Source organism: Streptomyces sp. NPDC027189 (genome assembly GCF_055566975.1).
The window spans coordinates 1-24691 of sequence record NZ_JBVHRI010000037.1 but is presented as its reverse complement, the minus strand read 5'-3'; the positions used below and the strand labels follow the sequence as shown (position 1 = coordinate 24691).

The 24691-nt window shown below is 69.7% G+C and carries 17 protein-coding genes and 4 pseudogenes; 10 read left to right on the top strand and 11 right to left on the bottom strand.

Translation table 11 applies throughout. The features are described 5' to 3' along the window. Nucleotides 1-179: 179 nt before the first annotated feature. A complete protein-coding gene (locus ACZ4RZ_RS45180) occupies nucleotides 180-815 on the top strand; it encodes a hypothetical protein (protein WP_467753391.1) in 636 nt (211 codons plus the stop codon). A gap of 38 nt (nucleotides 816-853) precedes the next feature. Here the strand turns inward: ACZ4RZ_RS45180 and ACZ4RZ_RS45175 are convergent, their stop codons facing one another. From ACZ4RZ_RS45175 to ACZ4RZ_RS45165, 3 genes are all read right to left on the bottom strand, one after another. Then, on the bottom strand, nucleotides 854-2080 hold the full coding sequence (locus ACZ4RZ_RS45175) for a hypothetical protein (protein ID WP_467753390.1): 1227 nt from the start codon (nucleotides 2078-2080) through the stop codon (nucleotides 854-856). A 305-nt stretch (nucleotides 2081-2385) separates the two neighbouring features. Then, complete coding sequence (locus ACZ4RZ_RS45170; RefSeq protein WP_467753389.1) at nucleotides 2386-2721, bottom strand: helix-turn-helix domain-containing protein; 336 nt, start codon at nucleotides 2719-2721, stop codon at nucleotides 2386-2388. Continuing rightward, complete coding sequence (locus ACZ4RZ_RS45165; protein WP_467753388.1) at nucleotides 2718-3842, bottom strand: tyrosine-type recombinase/integrase; 1125 nt, start codon at nucleotides 3840-3842, stop codon at nucleotides 2718-2720. Before ACZ4RZ_RS45165 ends, ACZ4RZ_RS45170 begins: the two co-directional genes overlap by 4 nt. Before the next feature lie 367 nt (nucleotides 3843-4209). On the opposite strand from ACZ4RZ_RS45165, the gene ACZ4RZ_RS45160 reads away from it, so the two are divergent. After that, nucleotides 4210-7335 carry a Tn3 family transposase gene (locus tag ACZ4RZ_RS45160; RefSeq protein ID WP_467753387.1) on the top strand — a complete coding sequence of 1042 codons (3126 nt, stop codon included), beginning with the start codon at nucleotides 4210-4212 and terminating at the stop codon, nucleotides 7333-7335. A gap of 58 nt (nucleotides 7336-7393) precedes the next feature. Here the strand turns inward: ACZ4RZ_RS45160 and ACZ4RZ_RS45155 are convergent, their stop codons facing one another. The 3 genes from ACZ4RZ_RS45155 to ACZ4RZ_RS45145 form a co-directional block, all read right to left on the bottom strand. Then, a complete protein-coding gene (locus ACZ4RZ_RS45155; RefSeq protein ID WP_399095232.1) occupies nucleotides 7394-8467 on the bottom strand; it encodes an alkene reductase in 1074 nt (357 codons plus the stop codon). Nucleotides 8468-8715: 248 nt separating this feature from the next. Next, nucleotides 8716-9195, bottom strand: a complete 480-nt coding sequence (locus ACZ4RZ_RS45150; RefSeq protein WP_356011279.1) for a MarR family winged helix-turn-helix transcriptional regulator — start codon at nucleotides 9193-9195, stop codon at nucleotides 8716-8718. Between the two features lie 36 nt (nucleotides 9196-9231). Next, the gene (locus ACZ4RZ_RS45145; protein WP_356011282.1) at nucleotides 9232-10146 is read right to left on the bottom strand and encodes an NADP-dependent oxidoreductase; all 915 of its coding nucleotides are present in this window, start codon (nucleotides 10144-10146) and stop codon (nucleotides 9232-9234) included. Between the two features lie 282 nt (nucleotides 10147-10428). Between ACZ4RZ_RS45145 and ACZ4RZ_RS45140 the strand changes: the two are divergent. From ACZ4RZ_RS45140 to ACZ4RZ_RS45125, 4 genes and pseudogenes are all read left to right on the top strand, one after another. After that, a pseudogene (locus ACZ4RZ_RS45140) lies at nucleotides 10429-10830 on the top strand (recombinase family protein); the annotation flags it as partial. A gap of 199 nt (nucleotides 10831-11029) precedes the next feature. Beyond that, nucleotides 11030-11353: a resolvase gene (locus tag ACZ4RZ_RS45135; protein ID WP_467753432.1), complete on the top strand. Its 324-nt coding sequence runs from the start codon at nucleotides 11030-11032 to the stop codon at nucleotides 11351-11353. Nucleotides 11354-11396: 43 nt separating this feature from the next. Continuing rightward, nucleotides 11397-12250: pseudogene (locus ACZ4RZ_RS45130) on the top strand (IS3 family transposase); the annotation flags it as partial. A 281-nt stretch (nucleotides 12251-12531) separates the two neighbouring features. Continuing rightward, entirely contained in the window at nucleotides 12532-13035 is a 504-nt protein-coding gene (locus ACZ4RZ_RS45125) for a hypothetical protein (protein WP_467753386.1), read from the top strand. Nucleotides 13036-13195: 160 nt separating this feature from the next. On the opposite strand, the gene ACZ4RZ_RS45120 is transcribed toward ACZ4RZ_RS45125, so the two are convergent. Next, nucleotides 13196-14161 (bottom strand): nitronate monooxygenase, encoded by a 966-nt coding sequence (locus ACZ4RZ_RS45120; RefSeq protein ID WP_467753385.1) that lies wholly within the window; start codon nucleotides 14159-14161, stop codon nucleotides 13196-13198. Nucleotides 14162-14818: 657 nt separating this feature from the next. Between ACZ4RZ_RS45120 and ACZ4RZ_RS45115 the strand changes: the two genes are divergently transcribed. After that, on the top strand, nucleotides 14819-15502 hold the full coding sequence (locus tag ACZ4RZ_RS45115) for a hypothetical protein (RefSeq protein WP_467753384.1): 684 nt from the start codon (nucleotides 14819-14821) through the stop codon (nucleotides 15500-15502). 419 nt (nucleotides 15503-15921) lie between these two features. After that, nucleotides 15922-16122, top strand: a complete 201-nt coding sequence (locus tag ACZ4RZ_RS45110) for a type II toxin-antitoxin system VapB family antitoxin (protein ID WP_467753383.1) — start codon at nucleotides 15922-15924, stop codon at nucleotides 16120-16122. 142 nt (nucleotides 16123-16264) lie between these two features. On the opposite strand, the gene ACZ4RZ_RS45105 is transcribed toward ACZ4RZ_RS45110, so the two are convergent. Together ACZ4RZ_RS45105 and ACZ4RZ_RS45100 are read right to left on the bottom strand one after the other, a co-directional pair. Then, nucleotides 16265-18424, bottom strand: a complete 2160-nt coding sequence (locus ACZ4RZ_RS45105) for a recombinase family protein (protein ID WP_467753382.1) — start codon at nucleotides 18422-18424, stop codon at nucleotides 16265-16267. Continuing rightward, nucleotides 18421-18549, bottom strand: a complete 129-nt coding sequence (locus tag ACZ4RZ_RS45100) for a hypothetical protein (protein WP_467753381.1) — start codon at nucleotides 18547-18549, stop codon at nucleotides 18421-18423. Before ACZ4RZ_RS45100 ends, ACZ4RZ_RS45105 begins: the two co-directional genes overlap by 4 nt. 174 nt (nucleotides 18550-18723) lie before the next feature. Between ACZ4RZ_RS45100 and ACZ4RZ_RS45095 the strand changes: the two are divergent. Beyond that, nucleotides 18724-18814, top strand: a pseudogene (locus ACZ4RZ_RS45095) (IS5 family transposase); the annotation flags it as partial. 450 nt (nucleotides 18815-19264) lie between these two features. Here the strand turns inward: ACZ4RZ_RS45095 and ACZ4RZ_RS45090 are convergent. Both ACZ4RZ_RS45090 and ACZ4RZ_RS45085 read right to left on the bottom strand, forming a co-directional pair. Continuing rightward, nucleotides 19265-20677 (bottom strand): FAD-binding oxidoreductase, encoded by a 1413-nt coding sequence (locus ACZ4RZ_RS45090; RefSeq protein WP_467753380.1) that lies wholly within the window; start codon nucleotides 20675-20677, stop codon nucleotides 19265-19267. Between the two features lie 68 nt (nucleotides 20678-20745). Next, complete coding sequence (locus ACZ4RZ_RS45085; RefSeq protein WP_467753379.1) at nucleotides 20746-23970, bottom strand: tetratricopeptide repeat protein; 3225 nt, start codon at nucleotides 23968-23970, stop codon at nucleotides 20746-20748. Between ACZ4RZ_RS45085 and ACZ4RZ_RS45080 the strand changes: the two are divergent. Beyond that, a pseudogene (locus ACZ4RZ_RS45080) lies at nucleotides 23879-24550 on the top strand (CoA transferase). The gene ACZ4RZ_RS45085 and the pseudogene ACZ4RZ_RS45080 overlap by 92 nt on opposite strands. Nucleotides 24551-24691: the final 141 nt, after the last annotated feature.

Here is a 24691-nt window from a genome sequence, read left to right as displayed (position 1 = left end):
GTCAGCCTGGAACGAGCGATCCCACGCCGCACCAGCCGCCTGCCGTTCCGGGGCCGACACCCAGCGGCGAAACCACAGCCCAGCCTCCAGCAGTCCCTGAGACGGGCCAGCCTGGAGGAAGCCCACCTCAGCCGTCCACCGGAGCGCCTGCCCCGTCAGCCCCCGGGAAGCGAGACTGGATGCTGATCGCAACGATGATCGCGTCGTTTGTGGCGGCAATTGGCTTGATTGCCACAGCTTGGACGAGCTTCTACCAGGTGCAGACCTCCAAAGACCAACTTGCCCAGTCGGCGGAAGACTCGGAGAAGGAGCTCCAGTCTCAGGCCGCTCTCGTCTCCAGTTGGACGCAGATCGGCAAGGATGGCCAAACCACGGGCTACTTCGCGAACCGGTCGCTCGACCCCATCTCCCAGGTCACCATCGGTGTTGCTTCGGGAAAAGATCGCGAGACACAGGAAGGCCTGTACCGCGGGGATAAGGATTTGCTCGACCTCAGCGACGTACCGCCGTGCAGCCTCGTCACCATCCCGAATAGCGTGATCGGACGAGAGCAGTACTTCGCCATCGCCGGATTCTCGTTCGTGGACGTGCGCGGCCAAAGATGGGGGCGCGACCGATACAAACCGCTGAAGGCCATGAACCTCGCCCCTGCCATCACTACCCGATCGGCCACAAAACATCGCGTTATGGACACCTGGAAGCTCCTCTTCGGGAGCAGTGGCACCCCAGGGATGGCCTCGGCACGACCCGGTTCAGTCTTCAGCGAGATCCCCGCACCCAAGCCGCTGAAAGACTGCGGCTCCGACAGCAAATAGCCCCCAACTTCGGCCTCGGTACTGGTGGGCTCGGGTATTCAACTGTCACCAGTTCTCCGAGGGGTCCAGCCTGGTGGTGACCGCCAGTGGTCCCCAGAGGCGTATCGGCTCCAGGTGCCTCCGGCTTCGGAGGCCAGCTTGGCCGCGGTGACCCGGTGATAGCTCAAAGCCTCCGCGACGACCGGGGCGGGCATCTCCAGCACGTGTTGCCGAATCGCGGCGGTGCGACCGGCGGTGGCGGGGATGCCGATGTCGTTGAGGAGCGCTGCCAGAACGTCGGGATGGATCGGTTGCCCGGCTCGGCGGCCCGGGAACAGCCACCGGCATGCGTGGTTGGTCGCGGTGTTCATGTTGTCCCGGCTGTCGATCCAGCGGAACAGGAGTTCCGCGAGCGGTTCGGGAACGGGGGACGGCGGCTCGCCGAGCCGGAGGAGGGTCTGCTGGTCGGTGCGGGTGACGTCGTCCAGAGTGAGGCGGACGACGCGGCTGAGCGGTTGGGCGTAAAGCAGGACGATGCTCCCAGCAACCCGGACTCGCAGAGGCAGGCTCGGGTCGGTGAGAAGGCGGCCGATCAGCTCCAGGCGCTCGGCCTGCGGCATCGGTGCCGCCCGGCTGATCTGCATTGGAGGCAGCCGGAAGGGCCGGGTGAGCTTGCTGGCCGAACACCACAGCAGGAAGTTCCGGATGGTGTTGCCAGCGTGCTGGTTGTGTTCGGCGTGCCATGCGTCGATGCCGGTTTGGCCGCAGGTGGCGAGGGTGTGGCCCCGGTCGACGAGCCAGTCGAGGAACGAGGTGGCCTGCTTGACCTGGTCCGCGACGCGTCTGCGGGCGGCTGGTGTGACCGGCCTCTTCGCGGCGCGAGTGCGTAGCCGTGGCAGCACTTCCCAGGTGGCGTACCGGCGGATGATCTGAGCGTGGTCAGGGTCGGGGATGCTGGCGAGGTGCTCGATAAGCCATCGTTCGAACGAGCAGATCCGTTTATCGATGGCAGGCAGGATGCCGCAGGTCATGAGAAGTTCCCGCAGGTGTGCGGCGGCCCGCCAAGGCTGGAGATAGTGGAAGGCCTCGTGGGTCAGCTCGATGTCGCCTTGACCGAGTCGCCGGAGGAGGTCAGCCGTGGAGCCGGGCTTCCCCTTGTTCCTGTTCAGCCAGGCGAGGCCGGACAGGGGGCGGTCCATGGTCAGGAGCGAGTCGACCAGTGGGAGGAGTTCCGGACGGATGCGGCCGGTTCCGTCACCCAGCAGCTCGTCGAGCCGGTCGGCCATGGTGCATCGAGTGCAGAGCCGGGCCCGGTGGAGCTTGTCCTCCCTCTCGCAGCGAGAGCATCGGTAAGACATCATGAAGCCCGCGCAATCGGAGCAGATTCGTGTGCCGTCCCCGGGCCGCAGGCCGGGCAGCGCGCGCTCGTCGCCGCAGCTGGGGCAGGTGCCGCGGACAAGGAGGGCCTTGTCGTGGCAGGTGCGGCAGACGTGGCCATCGGGCCAGCGGGCGGCGAACCAGCCCCGCCGGCGGCAGCGGGCGCAGGTCCTCTTGTGCCAGCGCTCGCACTCTTCCGGGGTATAGGTGGGGCTCATGCGTCGGGCAGAATCCGGGCCGGCCGGGGTCGCAATTTCGCGACCGCTGACGGCGGGGCCGGAACGTCACCGGTCGCGGCCTTGCGGACTCCGGCGTTCTCGGCGGTTGTCGTGACCAAGTCGGCCGGTGTGCAGGCGAGGATGTCGCAAAACGCGGCCAGCACCTGGAGGGAGAGCCGTTCGGGCGTGCCGGAGACCAGGCGGTGAATCTGCGAGGCGGACAGTTCGATGCCCCGGTCGCGCAGCATCGGCACCAGCTCGGTGGTGGTGAAGATGCCATGTGCGGCCATCACCTCACGCAGCTTCCATGTGTAGCCGACCTTGCGTTTCACAACTGCCTCCGGTTCTGACTCTCCAGCGCGGCGGCGACAGTGCCGTCCAGGTGTCGCCGCAGCGTGCGAGTGCGGAAGTCCGAGCTGACGCAGGTGTAAATCGAGGTTGTGCTCGCGTGGTCGTGGCCGACCTGTTCCTGGACGAACCGCGGGTCCCAGCCGTCTTCGATCAGGTGCGTGACGTAGGACCTGCGGAAGGAGTGGAAGTCCAGCCCTTCGTCCATGCCCAGGGCCTGGCGGTAGGCAATGAAGCGGGAGTTGAGCCGCTGGCAGCCGATGCGCAGTCCGCGCTCCGAGGGCCACGCCGCGGGGTTGCCCTCGGCGCCGAACAGCGGCCGGACGTCGGTGAACCACTCGTCCAGGATGTCGGGAGTCCAGTCCCACACGGTCAGCACGGAACGGCGCTTGGGAGGGGAGCCCTTCTTGGCCTTGCCGAAGCGGACCCGGCATAGGCCGAACTCGCCGTACTCGGCTCCGTGCGGGTTGCGGCCGAAGTCGGCGGCGTCCAGCATCCGCGTTTCGTTTCGCCTTGTGCCGAAGGCGTACGCGGTCTTGAACAGGGTCGCGTCACGGAAGGCCGGCAGCCAGCCCTTGCGGCCGAAAGCCCGGATGCGGGCGACCTCGTCATCACAGTGGGCGAAGAAGGCGTGCAACTCGGCCTTGGTGAAGGCCCGCTTCTTCGCATCGGCTTCGTTGTCCTGGACGTGAACGGCGGTGTTCCACTCGTGCACGACCTGGACCGGATGGGAACCGAACCTCTCTTCGCAGGTGTTGGCCCACTCGTAGAGGGGATCGGTGGCGAAGTGGCAGAAGGAGCGGACGGCCTCGGAGTACGAGCGGATCGTCGAGCGCTTCAGGTCACGCAATGACCGCAGGTCACCAAGCCACTCGTCGACCATCGCTGGCGTCCACTGCCACGGAAAGGCGTTCACGTAGGCGGCGAACGCCTTCACCGTGTTCTCCCGGCCCTCGACCGTTGAGCGGGCGAGGTTCCGTGCGAGCTGCTGATTGGCGAATCCGCCCAGCATCGCGCTGAACACCTGCTCTTCCGGCCGCAGCAGTGCGACCCCGTCCGCCAGGTGCAGCGTCGCCGCCCCCGGCACCGTCCCTCTGAACCTCACCGGCCACCACTCTCCGTCACTCGCATCTGATGCGAGAAAACCGCATCGAGTGCGAGTCGGAGCCAAAACCGCAGACCATCCACCCCCACGAGTGACAAGGACTCCCCGTTACCCCTCGCTAAGCGCTACGGTCACAAGGCACCCTGACGCCTGATGTCGCTGATCAGCTGTCTCAGCCTCACACCACCCGGCCGCGACGCGCATACCGTCGCCAGTTCGCATCCGATGCAATTGGCGGCGCTTGGAACATCGGTACAGCCGTTGGCGCTGAGAACGATCATGGTCGGTTAGCACACGGGCTGGGGGCTCCGTTGGGGTTCGCGGAAAGATCGCCGGGCGGGTGCCGGGGCTGGCTACGGTCCGCTTCGTGCCGGTGGAATTTCTGACTGATGAGCAGGCCGAGGCGTACGGGGAGTTCGCCGAGGAGCCGACCTGCCCTGAGCTGGAGCGGTTCTTCTTCCTGGACGACGTCGACCGGGATCTGATCGCGCTGCGGCGCTCGACGCACCACCAGCTCGGCTTCGCGCTCCAGATGTGCACGGTGCGCTACATCGGCCGGTTCCTCCCGGACGACCCGCTCGACGCACCGTGGCCGGTGGTCGAGCACCTGGCCGCGCAGCTCGGCATCGAGGACCCGTCGGTGGTGAAGCGGTACACCGAGCGGCCGAAGACGGCGTACGAGCACGCGTGGGAGATCCGGGACGCCTACGAGTACCACGAGTACGAGGACCCGGAGTGGTCGCGGCGGTTCCGTACGTTCCTGCACGGGCGGGCGTGGACGCACGCTGAGGGGCCGAAGGCGCTGTTCGACCACGCGGTGGGCTGGCTGCGCCGCAACCGCGTGCTGCTGCCGGGGGTGAGCGTGCTGGCCCGGCAGGTGTCGGAGGTCCGCAAGGTCGCGGACCAGCGGCTGCACGCCACCGTTGCGGGAGCCGCCCGCCGCGCGGATGCGGCGTTGCCCGGGGACCTGGTGGCGACGCTGAGGACGCCGGAGGGCTCGCGGTTCTCGGAGCTGGAGCGGCTGCGCCGGCCGCCGACGCGGACGACGGGCACGGCGTTCGCCCGCGCGCTGGAGCGGGTGGACGAGATCGGCGCCTTCCAGCTCGGGCGGCTGAAGCTGTCGCAGATCCCGCCGAACCGGATGGCGTCGCTGGCCCGGTACGCGCTGGGATCGAAGGCGGCGTTGCTGGAGCGGGCGGCGGAGCCGAAGCGTACGGCGATGCTCACCGCGGTGATGCGGCATCTGGAGGCGAAGGCGATCGACGAGGCGCTGGATCTGTTCCAGGTCCTCATGGCCACCCGCCTGCTGAGCACGGCGAAGCGGAAGACGGAGAAGGAGCGCCTGTCCACGCTCCCTCAGCTGGAGAAGGCGTCGCGGACCCTCGCGCGGGCGGCGAAGGTGTTGTTCGAGGAGCTGGAGCTGGTCGAGGAGCACGGCACGGATGTGGACGTGGCCGCGCTGTGGGCGGCGCTGGAGGAAGTCGCCCCGCGCGCCGCCGTGATGACCGCCGCGGCCACGGTGGTCGCGCTGGTGCCCGAGGACGAGGGCTCGGCCGAGGTCGCGATGCGGGCCGCGCTCGCGACCCGGTACGCCACGGTGCGCCCGTTCCTGTCGCTGCTGGGCGAGTCGAAGGCGCTGGAGGCGGCGAGCGCGGGCAAGCGGGTCCTCGCCGGGGTCCGCAGCCTGCCGGCGCTGGCGCGGCGGAAGACGGGCGTCAAGCCGCTGCTGCCGCGCGAGGTGGACGACAAGCTGGTGCCTCCGGCGTGGCGCAAGGCGGTGTACGCCAGCCCCGACCTGCCGCAGGGCGCGGTGGACCGGGATGCGTACGTGGTGTGCGTGCTGGAGCAGCTGCACCGGGGCCTGAACAACCGCGACGTGTTTGCCTCGCCCTCGCACCGCTGGTCCAACCCGCGGGCCCGCCTGCTGGAGGGTCCCGAGTGGGAGGCGGTGTGCGAGGACGTCCTGGCGGCCCTGAGCCTGGACATGCCCGTCGAGGAGCATCTGGCGGAGCTGGTGCGGGGCCTGGACGCCGGGTGGAAGCAGCTCGCCGAGCGCCTTGAGGAGGCGGGGCCGGCGGCGAAGGTCTCCGTCGAGGTGGCTGACGACGGGCGGGTGAAGCTGCACGTCGACAAGCTCGGCGCGCTCGGCGAGCCGAAGTCGTTGACCTGGCTGCGCAAGCGGGTCGAGAAGATGCTCCCGAAGATCGACCTGCCGGACCTGCTGTTCGAGGTGAACGCCTGGACCGGGTTCCTGGACGCCTTCGTGCACCTGGGGGACGGCACCACCCGGATGAAGGACCTGTCCACCTCGGTGGTCGCGCTGCTGGTGTCCGAGGCGTGCAACATCGGCCTGGCTCCGGTGGTGAACCCCGGCCACGAGGCCCTGACGCGGGCCCGGCTCGTGCACGTCGACCAGTACTACCTGCGCGCCGAGACCATCGCCGCGGCGAATGCGCGGCTCATCGAGGCCCAGGCCGCCGTGCCCATCGTGAAGTTCTGGGGCAACGGCCTGCTCGCCTCGGTGGACGGACTGCGGTTCGTCGTGCCCGTGCGCACGATCAGCGCGGCGCCGTCGCCGAAGTACTTCGGGTTCAAGCGCGGCATCACCTGGCTCAACGCCGTCAACGACCAGGTCGCGGGCATCGGGCAGATGGTCGTCCCCGGCACCCCGCGCGACTCCCTGCACATCTTGGACGCGCTGCTGAACCTGGACGGCGGGGTGAAGCCGGAGATGGTCGCGACCGACAACGCTTCCTACTCCGACATGGTGTTCGGCCTGTTCAAGATCCTCGGCTACAACTTCTCACCCCGGTTCCGCGACCTGGACGACCAGCGGTTCTGGCGGGCCACAATGCCCGGCGTCGAGACCGGCGCGTACGGTGCGGTGGAGGACCTGGCCCGCAACCGCGTGAACCTGAACAAGGTGATCACGCACTGGCCGGACATGCTGAAGGTCGCCGGTTCCCTGGTCACCAACCAGGTCCGCGCCTACGACCTGCTGCGGATGTTCGGGCGCGAGGGGCGCCCCACTCCGCTGGGGACGGCGTTCGCGGAGTACGGGCGGATCGCGAAGACCGAGCACCTGCTGCGGGTGGTCGACCCGGTGGACGACACCTACCGCCGTCAGATGAACCGGCAGCTCACCGTGCAGGAGTCTCGTCACAAGCTGGCGAGGGACGTGTGCCACGGCAAGCGCGGCACCATCCACCAGGCGTACCGGGACGGGATGGAGGACCAGCTCGGCGCGCTCGGCCTGGTCCTCAACGCCATCGTGCTCTGGACGACGAAGTACATCGACGCCGCCGTCGCCCAGCTCCAGGCCGAGGGCCATGAGATCCGGGAGGAGGACATCGCTCGGCTCTCCCCGCTCAAGCACCGCAACCTGAACCTGCTCGGCCGCTACAGCTTCACCGCCAGCGTCCCGGCCGCCGGCGCCCTGCGTCCGCTGCGCGACCCGGACACGCGGGAGCTGGATGAGGACGACGAAACGTGAACCGGAGGATGCAAGCGGCCGACCAGAGTGAGAGTCCGTCCCGCGGTGAGGGCGTGTCCTACAGGTGCGGGTAGTCGGTGTAGCCGTGGTGGTCACCGCCGTAGAAGGTGGCGGGGTCCGGTGTGTTGTAGGGGCCTTGGGCGGCCAGGCGGGCGGGCAGGTCGGGGTTGGCGAGGAACAGTGCTCCGAAGGCGATCATGTCTGCGGTTCCGTCATGGATGAGGGTGAGTGCGTCCGGGCCGGTGGGCTGTGGGTGGGTGAGCGGGTTGAGGATGAACGTCGAGGGCCAGAGCTTGCGCAGGCGTGTGGTCAGTTCCCGGTCGGCTCCTTCGATCATGTGCAGGTAGGCCAGGTTCAGCTCGCCGAGCCGGGTGACCAGCGTGGTGTAGGTGCTCTCCGCGTCCACCGCGTCGTGCTCGGCGATGTCGTTGTAGGGGTTTGAGGGCGAGATGCGGAAGCCGGTGCGGTGGCCGCCGATCGCCTTTGCGACGGCTGCAGTCACCTCCAGAGCGAAGCGGATCCGGCCTGCCACATCACCGCCCCAGCCGTCTGCGCGCTGGTTAGTGTTGGGGGCGAGGAACTGGTGGATGAGATAGCCGTTCGCGCCGTGGATCTCGACCCCGTCGAAGCCCGCGGCGATCGCGTTGTGTGCTGCGTCGGCGAAGTCGGCGATGGTGCGGGCGATGCCGTCGGCGTCCAGTTCCTGCGGGGTGACGAAGTCCACCGGTCCCTGGTGGGTGAATACCTGGCCCTTCGCGGCGACGGGTGAGGGCGCGACGGGGTGCAGACCGGCGGGGAGGAGACTGGGATGGCCGATGCGGCCGGTGTGCATCAGCTGCGCGAAGATCACCCCACCCTTGGCGTGGACGGCGTCGGTGACCTTGCGCCAGGCACTGACCTGCTCCAGCGAGTGCAGGCCCGGTGTGTCGGGGTAACCCTGGCCGACCGGAGAGGGCTGTATGCCTTCGGTGACGATGAGGCCGGCGCTCGCTCGCTGGCTGTAATAGGTCGCCATCAGGTCGGTCGCGGTGGCGCCCGGCCCGTTGGCCCGGCTGCGGGTCATCGGCGCCATCACGATGCGGTTGGCCAGCGACCGGCCGGCCACATCCACCGGGGCGAATACGTTCGTCATGAGAATCTCCCTGCTGTCACAAAAAATGGAAGAGAACGGGGGCATCTGCTGCGTCGCCGACCTGCGAGGCATCACTGCGCGCGGGTCCGGGCACGGGGCTGCGCCCGCGTAGCGCCGACGGGACCGCAGAGGCCCCACGTGCGTGTTCGTGCGTTCCCGCCGCGCTGATACGCCGATCACGGGCGGAGTTGAAGCATGTCCTCAGGACACGGATGGTGCCGGCAAGTCAGCCGGCTCTCCGTGCCCGCTTACTCGCAAGGTGGCTGTCGGCTGTGGTCCCTGACCGACTTCTCGATGATGCGCGCGCATGTGGTGAACGCCTGGATCTGGTCGGGGGTCAGGTCGCGCACGGAAACCTGTTCCAGAGTCCGCCACATGTCGGCGATGGGCTCTTGGAGAGCACGCCCGGCGTCGGTGAGGTGGACCACCATGACCCGCCGGTCGTGGGAGGCGGGCTCCCGGGTGAGCAGCCCGGCCTCCTGCATACGGCGCAGGGACTTGGAAACGGTGGAGTGGTCAAGACCGGCCCGCTCCAGCAGTTCCGCCTGGGTCCGGCCATCGTGGTCGAAGAGCTGCATCAGCAGCAGCTCCTGCCCCGGGTGCAGGTTCATGGCGCGCAGCATGCCGGCGGCCTGGGCGCGGTGGGTGCGGGCGAGCTGGAAGATGGCGTAGCTCAACGGCCCCGCTCCCGCCGTGTTCGGAAGCTCCGATGAGGTGGGGTCTGACATGGTTCTCCCTCATCACACAGCACGTGGGCTGGCGGACTAGTTGACGGTGAGGACGATCTTGCCGCGGTTGTGGCCGGCGTCGCTGGCCTGCTGGGCCTTGGCCGCTTCGGCGAGGGGGTAGGCGGCGCTGATCGTGGTGACCAGGGTGCCGTCGGCGGCCTGCTGGGCCAGCTCGGCGAGGCGAGCGGCGGAACGGCGCTGGGGCCCCTCGGCGAAGACGACGCCGAGCTCAGCGGCGCGGAAGTCGGCGGTGGTGACGATCCGGTCCGTGCCGCCGCGCAGAGTGATGGAGTCCTCCAGCGCACCCTTGCCGGCGGCGTCGAAGACAGCGTCCACCCCTTCGGGGGCAAGCGCACGGACACGCTCGACCAGGTTGTCGCCGTAGACCAGTGCGGTGGCGCCGAGGGAGGTGACGTACTCCTGGTTGACCGGGCCCGCGGTGCCGATAACGCGGGCGCCGCGTGCGACGGCCAGTTGGACGGCGATGGTGCCCAGCGCCCCGGACGCGCCGTGGATCAGCAGCGTCTCACCGGAGGTGACACCGAGCAGGTCCAGGACGCGCTCGGCGCCGTCACTCGCCACGGGCAGGGCGGCGGCGTGCGTCCAGTCCAGACCGGCGGGCTTGGGCGCGAGGACGGCCGCGGAAGCCAGGGCGTACTGGGCGTAGGAGCCGGTGTCGGACCAGCCGAGGACTTCGTCCCCGGCCTTGAGGTGATCGACGCCCTCGCCGACGGCGTCGACCACTCCGGCGATCTCGCCGCCGGGCACGGCGGGGAGGGTGGTGGGGAAGATGGCCTCCATACCGCCGGAGCGGATCTTGCCGTCCACCGGGTTGACGCCGACAGCCAGGACGCGCACACGGACCTGGCCGGGGCCGGGCTGGGGAGTGTCGATCTTCGCCTCGTGCAGCACCTCGGTGCCGCCGAACGTGTCGAAAACGATGGCCTTCATGACTGCTCTCCTTGAAGTGGGATGCCGCACCGACCAACTTCCGTGGCCAGCCACATAAATGTAGCACCGATTATGTGGCTGGCCAAGTAATCGTTTGAGGAACTCCCAGAGGCGAGCCTGCCTGTCGTCAAACGATCGTTTGCCGACGGGCGCCCGAGGCGTCCAATGAACCCGTGCAATCCGGGGGTTCGGGGCGGCGCGAATCCAATCAGATCCGATGGTGATTGCTGACAGGGTTTGACGACAGATAGGGTCCGCTCCTCCGTACGGAAGGGGCCCCCAGTGGCGAACCTGGTCTACAAGCGGGTCTCGACCGACCAGCAGTCCACCGCCCGGCAGAACCTCGTCCTGGACGAGGCCGGGATCGAGGACCCGGTCGCCTTCGAGGAGGACCCGGGCACATCCAGCCGCCTCCACCCGCTCCAGCGGCCGAAGTTCCGCGAGCTGCTCACCTACGCGCGGCCGGGCGACACCGTGCACATCTCCGAGATGTTCCGCCTCGTACGCGGCACCGGACACATCCTCGACGTGCTCGACGTCCTGCACCGCTACCAGGTGGCGCTGCGCATCCACGACGGCGCGTTCTCCGCGATGGACCTCACCGCCCGCCACCCGCGCACCGGCGAGCTGCTGTCCACCGTGAAGTTCATGGTGCAGACCCTCGCCGCCGCTGGCGAACTTCAGCGCGACCTCCAGCGCGAGCTGACCTACGACGGACTGCGCGCCGCCGAAGCCAAGGGGAGCAAGGGCGGGCGCCGCCCCGCCGTGACGGCCGCGAAGACCGCCGACGTGCGCGCCGCGTACCTGGAAGGCCGCTCCATCGCCGCTCTCGCCCGCGACCACGGCGAGCCGCGGCGCGATCCGTACGGCCGTCGCCGACCTCATGCCCGACCACGCCGCCATCGAGGAGGACGTCCCGGCGCCGGAGCTGCCGATCACCCTCGACATGCCGGGCAAGGTCGCCGACTTCCTCCGCGCCGCCGAGCTGGACGACGTCGAGCGGGCCGCGCTCGACCAGGGCGTGACCGTACGACGTGGCCAGGGCTATACCCTGCGCGTCACCACCGTCCCCGCCGTGCACCTCGGACTCCTCGCCCACTGCCAGCCCCTCGACGGCGGCCGCGGAGTCCCCGCGGTCCCAGCGCAGCGCAAGGCCCGCCGCGAGTACGAGAACCGCGTCAGCGCGCTCACACCGGCCGGGCCATGATCGTTCTCAGCGCCAACGGCTGTACCGATGTTCCCCGAGGTCGGACACCTACGAGGTGAAGCGGCTCTGCCACGTCCTGGACGTGAACCGGTCCAGCTACTACAAGTGGCTCGCCGGCGCCGAGGCCCGGGCCGCCCGGCAGCACGAGGACCGGGTCCTGGCCGAGGAGATCCGCGCAGTCCACGGCGAGTCCGGCGGCGCCTACGGCTCCCCGCGAGTGACCGCCCAGCTCCGCGAGAAAGGGCGGCGGGTCAACGAAAAGCGGGTCGCCCGGATCATGCGGACGTTCTCCATCACCGGAATCCGCCTGCGCAGACGCGTGCGCACCACCGTCCCGGACCCGGCAGCCTCACCGGTTCCGGACCTGTTCCAGCGGGACTTCACCGCCATCGGGCCGGGGCGGAAGTACATGGGCGACATCACGTATCTCCCGCTCGCAGGCGGGGAGTTCCTCTATCTCGCGACCGTGCTGGACTGCTTCAGCCGCAAGGTCGTCGGCTGGTCCATCGCCGACCACATGCGCACCGACCTGGTCGCCGACGCACTGCGGATGGCAGCCTCGACCCGCGGCCGCCTGGATGGTTCCACTCCGACCACGGGGCCCAATACGGATCCCGGGCCTTCGCCGGCCTCTGCGACCAACTCGGGGTCACCCGGTCGATGGGCGCGGTCGGCACCAGCGCCGACAACGCGGCCTGCGAAAGCTTCCACGCGTCCCTGAAACGCGAGACCCTCCAGGGCGCCCACGACTACGGTGACGCCGGCACCTGCCGCAGGACCGTCTTCGCCTGGCTGACCCGCTACAACACCCGCCGCCGGCACTCCGCCAACGGCCACCTCAGCCCCAACGAATACGAACGCCGACACCACACCGCTAAACTCACGCTCGCCGCGTGATCAATAACCGCGTGCCCACCTTCACGGGGGAAGGCCCCAGCACCGAGCGAAGGCGGGATGTCTCGCCATGCCGACCGATCTCGACCGGGTGTCGATGGTGCTTCCATGACCGCTACGGCCGATGCATGGTCCGGCCGTAGCCCATCGGGTTGATCCTTCACCGAAGCGTGGCCACAACCAACTCGGCTCTGGCCGCAGCTCCGTGAACCGCAGGGATTGCTGTGCCGGGAGCCCGATGTACCGACCACTTGGTGGCCCTGGACGTAGGGCATGCTGGTGCCGTGAGTGATCCTCAATCAGGATGGCGGGCTTGGCTGGACAGCCTGGACGTGCCGCAGAAGGCTGCTGCGGAGTCGCTGCGTGCCCAGTTCGGTGTCCTCGGAGTGACCGATTCTCTCGACCTGATCAAGTCGGACATCGAAGAAGGCCTTCCGCAGCTCGCGCGATTCGTGCTGCTGCGGAGTCTGTGGCGCGGTGCGATTGGCGACTGGTCCGACCCGGGCTCGCTCGATCAACTGCCGGCTGCCCAAAGCCTTCTTGCCGCCGGGGCGGACCGGGAGAACCTTGTTCGCCTGGCCCGAGCTGTTGCGTATGAGGCGGTGTTCGCGACGCTCGACGAGCTTGACGTCGGCGGCGACGTGAACGTGTCAGGTGTGGATGTCGGCTGGGTGGTCATGGAGTCGAGCGAAGATGGCGCCCCGACTGGGCGGCCCCTGTCGGGCCTGCATGAAGACCTCCTGACGATGGATCCCAGTGGACGCGACGGAGCTGACCTCTGGCAGTAAAGCCGGTCTGACAGCGGCGACCAAGAATTCCCCACGGACGGCCAGTTACGGATGTGACTCTGAGCGATCATCTGGAGCTGGAGGATCTCTCTGCCGGATGCCCGTGGCGGTGTGAGCTCGGCCGTGGCCGCTGTTGGCGGGCCATTGCAGTCCGTTCCAGTCAGTGCCTTCCCGCCCGGGCCAGAGCGTCCTCGGCCTGCGCGGCCAAGGCGGCGACGAGATCGGCTGCGGGTGGCAGGTCGGTGATGAGGTCGATGGCCTCGCTCGCCCATACCGGCAGCGGGGGCACATCGCCTCGTTCCACGTCAGCCTGATAGGCCAGGCGGGCCGCCGCGGGGTCCGCCGCGAGTTCCGCTTCCCGGCCTCGCCATTGGTCGAGATACGGGTGGCCGAGGGTGCGAGCCGTGTACTTCGACGGCCATCGGGAGCTTCGGGCAATGTCGAGGATGCGGTTGCGCTCTGTGTCCTGCCCGTGTCCCTGGACGAGCGCCTTGGCGATCGAGGGGTCGACAAGGGCCTCGGCCGTGGCCTGGAAGCGGGTGCCGATGAGCGCCCCGGCGGCCCCCAGAGCCAGGGCGGCGGCCACGCCGCGGCCGTCGGCGATCCCGCCGGCCGCCAGCACCGGCACCGTTCCCGCCAGGTCCACCACGACCGGTACGAACGGCAATGTTGATCGCCCGTGCCGGGCGCCATGCCCACCGCTTTCGGTTCCCTGCGCCACGATGACGTCGGCGCCCAGGTCCACCGCCTGCCTGGCCTCCTCCAGATCCGTGACCTGAATGATCAGCGCCGCACCTGCCTGGCGGATGCGCTCAGCGAACGGGCTCGGGTCCCCGAAGGACAACATCACCGCGCTGGGGTTGTGCTCCAACGCACGCTCGACCGCGTCAACATCGACCGCCCAGGTCTGGAAGCCGATCCCCCACGGCTCTCCGGTGCCCTCGGCGACGATGGGCAGCTCGCGGGCCAGCCAGTCCCGATCCCCGGTGCCGCTGCCCAGCAGCCCGAGCCCGCCTCCGCGAGAGACGGCCGCCGCCAGCGCACCACCGGCCGATCCGCCCATCGGCGCCAACGCGATCGGGTGCTGCACACCGAACAACTTCGTGAACGCCGTCGACAATGCCACAACCGCCATCATCCCCCTTGCCGGCGTACGGGGGTATCGGACAGGTGAGTTGGCCGCACAGGTCACTCGCGGTCACAGTCGCGGCCAGACAACTCCCCGGTAAATGACCACGAGCGGGGAATCACAACACTGGTCCTTGGGGCCGACCGATGTAGCTCTCGGTTGAGTGAGGATCCGAGTCCGGAGACTTATGCCTCGCTCCGGCCGCTACCGTGCGAAGTCGTGGCCGTGCCGCGAGCCCGGCTCGGTGCCGCGCATGGCGCAACACATGGATCTTCACGACGAGTTCAGCGATCACTTCCGTGACGAGCCGGTGATCCGCTGACTCCGGTGATCGCAGTACGTGCCCGGTTACCCACCACAACCGGGCCAACGACGACGTGTCATGCCGTTCACCGCTCACCCCACACGAGGTCGCCAGGGGGAGATCGGGCTGGGGATTCCGATCTATACGATGGGCGTTCTGTGAGCGTCCTGTGGGCGTATGGGGGGGAGAAGCCATTGCTTCGGGCGGCGGACGGGCGTCGCAGCGGTATGGGGGAGGACCGTGCGCGTAGCGATGCAGTGGGTGACCGTTCGCTGTCGCCGGCCATGAGCCACGGCGGACAAGCGCAACTGCGCTCAGCGTTCTGCCGGATCGCATGGTTCACCGGGCGCATGCTGCGTGACGAGTGGTACGGCATGGCCGTCGAGCCGGTACGGCAGCTCCTGCGTCGTGGGCTGTCCGGACTCTCGTTGGCGTTCCTGGCCGCCTTCGGGGTCATCTTCTTTCACGCGATTGCCCAACGGCCGACAGGCGCAGTGGTGGTGCGGCTCGTCGGCGGAGTCAAGGCCGAGCTGCCGTTGCCCCTGGCCCTGCTGCGCACTCCGGTGTCGTTGTACGTCCCGGCCCTCGACCTGCCGGTGTGGGCAGGCATCACACAGCTGTTCCTCGCGTTCGCTCTCGCGGAACTCACGCTCGGACGTGCCCGGACGCTGGCCATTGCGTACGTCACGACGCTGGCCGGCACTCTCACCGTCCGCGTGATGATCGCGATGGGCCCCAGCTGGTGCGGGTTGGGTCTGCCACCCGGGACCGGGCAGGTGCTCGACACCGGACCCTCCGCCGCGGTAGTGGGCCTGTTCACCTACCTCGCGGTCATCCGGCGCGCCCCCATCGTGTTCGCGCTCACCAGTGGATCGATGGTGTGGGAGTCAATCGCCGAACCCAACCTGGCCGGCCGTGAGCACCTGATCGCAGTCGGTACCGCCCTCATCCTGAGTGCGCTGCGCGGACGTTGCCGAAGAGGGTTGCAGACCCTCGCGTCCATGCTTCGCTGGGAGAGATCACGCCCGTTTTGACCGGCCGTACACGATCGTCGGCGACTGCGCCTGTTCCACCCGGTTTCACGACCGTCTGCACGGCAGCACTCACCAGCACTGTCAACGCGGCAAGCAAGCCGATCTGCCCAGGCCGTTTGATGGCTGCACCCGCCACACCCAGGGCACCCGCCACACCCAGGACCGGCCCGAACAGCAAACCAGCGCCCGACCACAGCCTGCTGCTGGACGCCGGCCGGCGAACGATCCACCGGTGCGGACAGGTGGTTGAGGTGTACCCGGGCCGGACCGCGGCCCAGCACGAGGTGGCCGCGGCCTTCCGGCGTCACCAGCGAGGACCGCGAGCTTGTCGCATCGCGCGGCTACGGCGCGGTGTCTTTCGAACGAGCCCCTGCGAGCAGTGTGGCTGTTAGAGTCCCGGTCCGATGGAGGGGGCGCTCGTGGCCAAGGTCAACATCAGTCTCGATGCCGAACTGGTGGTGGAAGTGATGGTTCTGGCCGGGATCGGGTCGCCCCAGGACGCCGTCGAAGCAGTCGTGCGTGACTACATCGCCCGGGGGCACCGCACCGAGGCACGCACCGAACTCACAGGCCAGAGTCTGCGCGAGGTCGAGGGCAAACCGCAGGAGCCTCAAGGCTGAGCCCCGTGATCACGTGACGTCACTCCGGCTCCGCTGGTACGCGTCCGAGGATCGGGAGCAGCGCAGTTGTGGGCGACAAGCAGGTTGCGTTCCAGGTGATCCCGTGACGCTGGGCCGTCGAGATCTGTCAAGCACAGTGCACTCATGGAGTCTGTTGCTCTGTTTCGGCGGTCTCGGTCCAGATGCGGCGGCTGTACCAGCCGGGCGGACGTGTCCGGCGTTCGCGGAGTTCGGCGAGTTCCTGCTGGTCGGCGTGGGCGATGAGCCGGTGGGGCCAGTGGCTCTCCCGGCGGGTGGTGATCCAGCCGCGGTTGATCCAGGCGTAGAGGGTGGAGGTGGTCATGTCCAGCTCGGCGGCCAGGTGCTTGAGCCACCACTCGTTGGGGCCGGGCTCTTCGCCGGGTGGTGCGGGACGGTGCCGGTGGACGCGGCCTGCGGGGCAGGCGAGGCGGCGCATGAGGTCGCGGACGGTGGCCGCGGAGATCCGTTTGCCGCCCTTGCCCGGCCGGAAGCCCTCGGCTTCCAGACGGTCGGCGATCCCGCTGGCGCCGATGCCCTGGCCTGCGAGTTCGCGGATCCGCTCGGTCAGTTGCGGGTAGTAGCTGAGCTGATCCAGCCGCTGGACCGGGCGGATGACCTCTTCTGCCGTAGTGGTCCCGCCGGCCCAGACGATCGTGACCTTCACCCGCTCGCTGGTGCCGAGCACGGTGACGGCGACCTTGTCGACGACCGCGCGGACGATCTCCTTGCGGTCCGCTGTCGTGGTGCTGTGCGCACGCCATAAACCCTCGATGTCGCCGGCCAGAGCCGTGAGGGTCTGCCGCTCGGCCGGAGTGAGGACGTGCGGGCTGCTGCGGGTGAAGCGGTCGTAGTCCTCGCGGAGTTGCTGCTGGGCGGCGAGTGCGTCCTCCCACTCCTTCTCCAGCTGGCGCACGACCAGGCGGTTCTCCGGTTCGGCGAGGTGGTGGCTGCGGCGGGCCCGGTCGGCGTCCTGCGCGGCGCGTTCCAGCCGCTGTGACCACAGCCGTTCCAGCTCGGCGCGCTCGGCCAGGACCTGGTCGGCCGCGCGCAGGGACACCTCGACGGCGGCGGGCGTCAGTGCCGCGAGGACCTGCTGCTCGACGAAGGCGTCCACGCAGGCGGAGTTGAGCAGCTGGCAGTTCTTCTCCGCGCCGTAGTTGGTCTTGTCCCGGGCGCACACGTATTCGGGCAGGGCCTTGCTGTGCTGGGTGTGGTAGCGCACGCTCATGCGCCGGTTGCAGCGTCCGCAGTGCACCAGCCCGGCCGCGAGGGCGGGGCCGCCCCGGACCGTGCCCATGGCTTCCGCGCGGGCGCGGTTGGCCGCCAGCTTCGCCTCGTTCGTCTCGAACTGGGTGACGGTGATGTAGGCGGGCAGGACGTTCGGGATCATCACATGCCATCCGTCCCGGGAGCGGACGACCCGTCCGGTGCTCGGCCGGGCCGGGTCCTGGCGGCGCGGGTCGATCCGGCGCCGCCCGTAGGCATAGATGCCGGCATAGGCGGGATTGTGCAGCAGGTTCTGCAGCGTCATCCGGTTCGGCCTGCGCCATTCCAGGGTGCCCTTGTCCGGCCCCTCCCGCAGCCGGATGCCCCACTGGATGTCGTGCTCGACGAGATAGCGCAGCACACCGTGCAACGTGCCGAGCCGTTCGAACTGCGCGAAGATCAGGCGGATCACGGTCTGCACCTGTTCGTCCGGGTCCAAAGTCACCTCCCCGGACGGGCGGCGGATGTAACCGCTGGGCAGGGGGAAGGCCAGCTCGCCGCGGCGGGCCTTGTTCAGGCGCCCGCTCCACATCCGCTGCTTGATCAGGTGAAGTTCGGCCTCGCTCATCGTGCCCTTGAGCCCCAGCAGCAGCCTGTCGTTGTACTCGCCCGGGTCGTAGACCCCGTCGGTGTCCGCCAGTACCGCACCCGACAGGGCGCACAGCTCGATCAGCTGGTACCAGTCCCTGCCGGAGCGAGCCAGACGGGACATCTCGATCCCCAGCACGAGACCGACGTGGTCCAGGCCGATCTCGGTGACCAGCCGCTGGAAACCGGTGCGGGCCACTGCGCTGGACCCCGACTTGCCCAGGTCCTCGTCGATCACCAGGACACGGTCCGCCTGCCAGCCCAGCGCGACCGCCCGGTCCACCAGGGCGTACTGCAACCGGGTCGACTCCTGGTGCTCGACGAGCTGCTGGCGGGTGGACTGCCGGACATAGATCACCGCGAGCCGCTGCAGATGACGGTCGTCGATCTTGCTGCCGGGCCGCTCCCACGGCATCACCGACGTCATCGCCGGTCCCGCTCACTCGCCGTCGCGATGACCGACAACGCGCGGCTCGCCAGCCGCACCAACTGCCTCACCACCGCCTGCCGGTTCACCTCCGGCAGCGCCGCCCACACTTGCCCGTCCGGCACCACCGGAATCGTTGTCTGGGGCCGACGTCACTGTCGTCGCGCATGACGACCCGTTCCCCTCATCGCCCAGCCGGCCCCGCAACCGTCGGGCCACAGCGACCAACCGCTGCAGGCCCTCACGGCCGATTATCGGCGTCCGCTCACTGCATTGACTATCCATAAGCGCAGTGTGCTTGGGCGATGGAGCGGACCTTCGGCCGGCTCATGCACCACCGCCGTCTCGCTCGTGACTCCCAGACCCATCCGCACTGCTCCGAAGCCAAGCTGAGCGCAGGGGCCGTTCATCTCTTCGCGGACCGTCGGAGCCATGACGATGCCGAGGGAAAGGCAGTTGATGCGAGTACCGAGTTCTCCCCAGAGGACGGCCGCGGCCAGCACCTGGAGCGCGTTGGCCCGCTCGGCCAGGGGGCATGAGCGGTACGGGAGTCGGGCGCCGCCGCGGGGGACAGGTGGCGGCAGGGCGAGCAGCGCCGAAGGGGCGGTGGTCGCGATCTTGCGCTTGATGTCGGCCCCTCCACGGACTCGGCTGTGCCGACACCATCATCGTTTTCGATGGGGACCCTGCCCCCTTCAACCTGGGGCAGTCGAGGTGGGCCCTGCCCACCAAGATGAGCCCCGCAGGCGACCTCGTCCAGGTCCGCAACCTGCCCGAGACCGCCGAGTGGCTCACCAGGCTGCGGCAGCTCGCCGCCCGCCGCCGAACACCAGCTCCGGGTCACGCCGCGGCCGAGGGGCGGATGTTCTGGTTGAGGCGGAACAGATTGGTGGGATCGTAGGCGTCCTTGACTCTCACGAGCCGTTCGTGGACCGCGTTCGGGTATGAGGCGTGGACCTTGTCCTCGGCGGCGTCGCCGGTGAAGTTGACGTACATGGTCCCATGGCCGTGGCGTGCGATCTCCTGGCGGGCGTTGCGGGCCCAGGTGACATGGGCGTCGAAGCCCGTCGCGTCGGGGGAGCGCGCGATCACGTTGCACAGGGTGCTCGCCTCACGCTGGCTGAAGGCCGTGGCCTCGGCGGGCACGCGGGCGTAGGCACCGCCCAGTTGGTGCAGATGCAGTTCGCTGAAGGGCGTGGGCGTCGTCAGGTGGTGTCGCAGCAACGCGTCGATCGCGGCGTCGGTCGGCTCGATGAACGCCGACGTGAAGTAGTTGTGGGCACCGGCTGTCCACAGCGGGTCGAGCAGTGACTGCATGCCCATGTACGGCATGGGGCCCATGAGGTCGGCGATAGGTGTCCCCAGCGTACGCAGCGGAGCTACGGCCGCCTCGCCGGCTGCGGGGTCGCCCGCGTACATGCCGGCCAGCACCACGACGCGGGTGCCGTGGACTTCCTCGGGCAGGAACGGCAGCGGAGGTGCCGTCGTCAGATTGACGAGTGTCGTGAGTTCGTCGGGCATGTCTCCGGTCAGCTCGCGCCAGCCCTTGATCACCTGCCGGGCCTCGGCGAGGGGGTAGAAGATCAGGCCGGCCAGGACGTGTGGCCCGACCGTGTGCAGCTGGTACTCGAGCGAGGTCACCACACCGAAGTTGCCGCCACCACCCCGCAGGGCCCAGAACAGCTCCGAGTTCTCTCGCGGGTCCGCACGCACCACGCGGCCGTCCGCGGTGACGACCTCGGCCGCCGTCACATTGTCGGAGGCCAGACCGTGGCGGCGCAGGAGCCAGCCAACGCCGCCGCCGAGAGTGAAGCCGGCGATACCGGTCGAAGAGACCAGTCCGCCGGTCACGGCGAGGCCGAAGGCCTGGGTTTCATGGTCGAGGTCGCCCCACGTCATACCGGCCTGAGCGACGACCCGGCGCCGCACCGGATCGACTATGGCGCCCTTCATGAGCGACAGGTCGATGACGATGCCGCCGTCGCAGGTCGAGAACCCGGCGATACTGTGAGCGCCGCCGCGCACGGCGACGAGCAGGTCCTGGCTGCGTGCGAACTCGACGGCGCGGATCACGTCCGCGGTCCCGGCGCAACGCACGATCAGCGCCGGATGCTTGTCGTGGGCCCCGTTCCAGACCGCCCGGGCCTCGTCGTAGGCGGCGTCGCCGGGGCGGACAACGGTGCCGCGAAGGCCTGACTCCAGCTCGGCGATGGTGGCATCCCCCAGAACGCCCTTTGCCGTGTCGATCGACATGGTCGGCTCCTCGGTGTGCGTGCTTGTGCTGATGGTCAGGACCGTAGGCAGCGCCTCTTAGCACTCACTCAGCAGCCGCTTTGGAAGGTGGTCGCCGATGGCAGCGTGCGCCGCAGGACGGCCGGGCCGCGGGTGTCGCCGAGGCGGGTGAAGAGGTCACCGGCCCGGGCGGCCGTCGCCTCTGCGGCGCCGTCGTCGCCCGCCTGCCACTGGAGCCGCGCCAGCATGAGGGCCACCCATCCGGCGGCGCAGGCCGACCCGGCGACATGCTCCAGGCTCTGCGCGCGGGTCAGCAGCGTGCGTGCTCGCGCCGTGTCTCCCGCGGTCCGGGCCACCAGCCCGAGGTGCAGCAGGCTGTTGGTGATGCCCGGGATGTCGTCGGTCTCCTCGAAGCCCGCGAGGACGCGGGAGAGGGTGGCCGCGGCGCTCTCGGTGTCCCCGTCGGCGAGGTGGAGCAGACCGAGGCAACCGAGGGTGATGCCTTCCTCCCGGCGGTCGCCGAGTCGGCGCCTGATCGCCAGCGCCGCGTCGAGGTACGTCCGTGCCGCGACGCGGTCGCCCTGGCAGCGGTGGAGGTTGCCGAGCGTGTTGAGGGCCAGGGATTCGCCGTGCGGGTCGGCGAGCGCGCGAAAGCAGTCGACGCTGCGTTCGGCCGCCAGGGCGGCGGCGTCGGTGTCGCCGTCGAGGCGGCACGCCCACGCCAGATTCGCCAGGGCGTGGCCGCGGGCGCGGGACGGGCCGACCGCACGGCCGACGAGCACCGTCTCCTCGTAGAACAGAGACACCTGCCCCGCCACGTCGACCTCGACCGCGTACCCCGGTGTCATGACCGGGAAGAACGGGGCGCTCTCGGCGTCGACGACCTCCAGCAGCCGGAGACTCTCCCGGTAGGCCTCGCGCGCCACCGAGCCCTCGCCTCGGCAGACGGCCCAGACTCCGTCGAGGTGTGCGACGGCGGCGAGGACCGAGGGGGCGCCCGCGTCGCGTGCCAGGGCGCGGGCCAGGTCGAGAGCGGTACGGGCGCGGTCCCACGCGCCGCCCATCCAGAGCAGGACCGCCTGCTGACAGTGCGCGGACGCCAGCGCCGCCGGGTCCGGTCGCCGCTGGTGGATCCCGACGATCTGCTCGGCGATGCCCTCCAGCGAGGCGCTGTCACCGAGGCGGATCGCCAGCACGGCCCGCCCCATCAGCGCTCTGGCCCGCTGCGGGGTGGGCTCCGGTGCGGCGGCCAGCGTGTCCTCCAGCCAGCGCCGGCCCTCGGCGAGGCGTCCCCGTTCCGGCCAGAACGACCGCAGGGCCACGGCCAGCCGCAGCGCGCTCTCCGGTTCGTGGCGCAGGGACGAGCGCAGGGCGGCCCGGAGATTGCCGTAGTCGGCCTCCAACTCCAGCGATGGCGCCCCCGAAACGCCGGTGGGCGGCTCGCGGTCCCGCGCCTCGGCGAGTGCCAGATAGAAACGCCGGTGCCTGGACTCGGTGGCGGCCAGTTCCCCGGCGGCCCGCAGCCGGTCCATGGCGTACTGGCGGATCGTCTCCAGCAGTCGGTAGCGGACCTCGTCCTGCCGGGGCTCCGCCAGCACCAGGGACTTATCGGCCAGCCGCCCGAGGAGGTCCAGCACCGAGCTGTCGGCCGTACCCTCGGCGCATACCTCCTCGGCTGCGGCCAGGGAGAACCCGCCCACGAAGACCGCGAGCCGGCGAAACAGGCGCCGTTCCTCGTCGTCGAGCAGCCGGTGACTCCACTCCAAGGTGGCCAGCAGCGTCTCCTGGCGGGTCACGCCGTGCCGGCTGCCCCGGCCGAGGAGGGCCAGGGCGTCGTCGAGCCGTTCGGCGATCTGGCGCGGGGCCAGCACGGGCACCCGAGCCGCCGCCAGCTCCAAGGCCAGGGGCATTCCGTCGAGCTGGAAGCAGATCTGTGCCACGGCCGCCGCGTTCCCCGCGGTCAGCCGGAATCCGGGGGCCGCGTCGGCGGCCCGCTCCACGAACAGCCGCACGGAAGCGAACCGGCCCAGTTCCTCCACGGCCGGCAGCCGACGCGGATCCGGAAGACCCAGGGACGGCACCCTGAAGGTACGTTCCCCGTAGTTGCGCAACGGCTCCCGGCTGGTCGCGAGCACGAAGACGCCCGGGCAGTGTGCCATGACCTCCGAGACCAAGGCGGCGCACGCGTCGACCAGGTGTTCACAGTTGTCCAGCACCAGCAACATGTCCCGGCCGCCCAGCTGCGCGATCAGCGCTTCCCGGGCCCGGCCGGACGGCGGGAGCCGCAGCCCGAGGACCGCGGCGACCGCCTCGGGGACGAGGTGCGGTTCCGTCAGCGCGGCGAGGTCCACGAACCACACCCCGTCCCGGAAGTCGTCGCCCCGACGAGATGCCACAGCGAGCGCGAGCCGGGTCTTGCCGCAGCCGCCGGCCCCGGTGAGGGTCAGCAGCCTGCTGCGCCCGAGCAGCTTCTCCACCTCGGCCATCTCGCGCTCCCGGCCGATGAGGGCAGTCGCCGGCGCCGGCAGATTGTGCCGCGGGATGTCCAGCCGCTGTTCCCGCGCCTCGACCGAGTCGGCCAGCAGGACACGGAAGAGGAGGCGCGTCTGCGGGTCGGGATCGGCACCGGTGTCACGGCGGAGTGCGTCCCGCAGACGTTCGTACGTGGCGAGCGCTTCCCGCCGCCGCCCGGCGTCGGCCAGCGCCCGCATCAGCGCCCGGTGGCCGGGCTCGTGCAGGGGGTCCTGAGCGACCAGGGCCCGCAGCACGTCAACGGCCTCGGCCGTGCGGTGATCGCGCTCGAGCGCCTCGGCCAGCCCCAGCATGAGCGTCGTACGCCGCATCTCCAGCGCCGCGGCCGCCTCACCGGCCCATGGCTCGTAACGGTCCTCGGGCAGCAGCCCGGGATCGGCCAGGGTGAGCGCGGCACGATAGTCCGCCGTCCCGCCGCCGTGCGAGGCCCGCCGGACCGCCTCGTCGAGTTCGTCGAGGTCGATCCGGACGCCGCCGGCAGGGCCGAGCAGCACCATGTCGTCGCGGAGCACGAGGACGTCCCCCGGCGCCCCCGTGGAGGCCAGCGCACGCCGCACGGCGTGCAGTACCTGGTGCAGGTTGTTCGACGCGGCCGTCCGATCGAGGTCCGGCCACAGGAGGTCGTAGAGCCGCTCCCGGTGCATCTGGTGGCCCGGTGACAGGCACAGCAGTTTCAGCAGACTCCGGGCCTTGCGCAGCCGCCAGGCCCCGGCGGCGACCGGGCGGTCCTCGACCGTCACAGCGAAACCGCCGAGGAGCCGGATGTGTACCTCATCGGCCATAGCTGCCTCACGGTCAACCTACCGCCTGACCGGATTCAGGTCCCGCAGGGCCAGCTCCGGCGGCCCACCCAGGCTCGCCGACGCCAACCCGCCGCGCCTGCACTTCGTGACCGCGGTCGGCAACGACGCCCAGTTCCGCAAGCTGTCCGCGGTCGTCGGCCACCCCGAGTGGGCCGACGACCCGCGGTTCGCCACCAACCGCGACCGTGTCGACAACCGCCGCGCCTCAACACCGAGCTGAACGCGGTCCTGACCGGCGACACCGCGACCCACTGGTGCGGCCTGCTGAACGGACGCGGGCGTGCCTGTCACCCCCATCCGCACTCTCGACGAGGTCTACGACTGCCCGCAGACAGAGGCGCTCGGCATCGTCCAGAAGGCAGACCACCCTGTCGTCGGCCCGCTCCAGCAGGTTGCCGTCCCGGTGAACTTCCGCGGCGAGCGCCCGCCCGTGCGCTCCGCGCCGCCCGCGCTGGGACAGCACAGTCAGGACGTACTGGCCGAACTCGGCTACGGCGAGGCGGAGATCGCCCGTCTGCTCGACCGTACTCCGCACCAGACCCAGGGGGAGTCAACTTGACCCGGCCGTGAACGGCCGGGCTTGGAGGTAGCGCCCAGCTGGCTGCTGGGTGGGCTCCTCCGTCCAGACACCCCTATGGGGTGGCAGGGACGCGTGACTCACGCCCCGCGATCCACACAGCCTCGCCCTTGCGGGCGATGT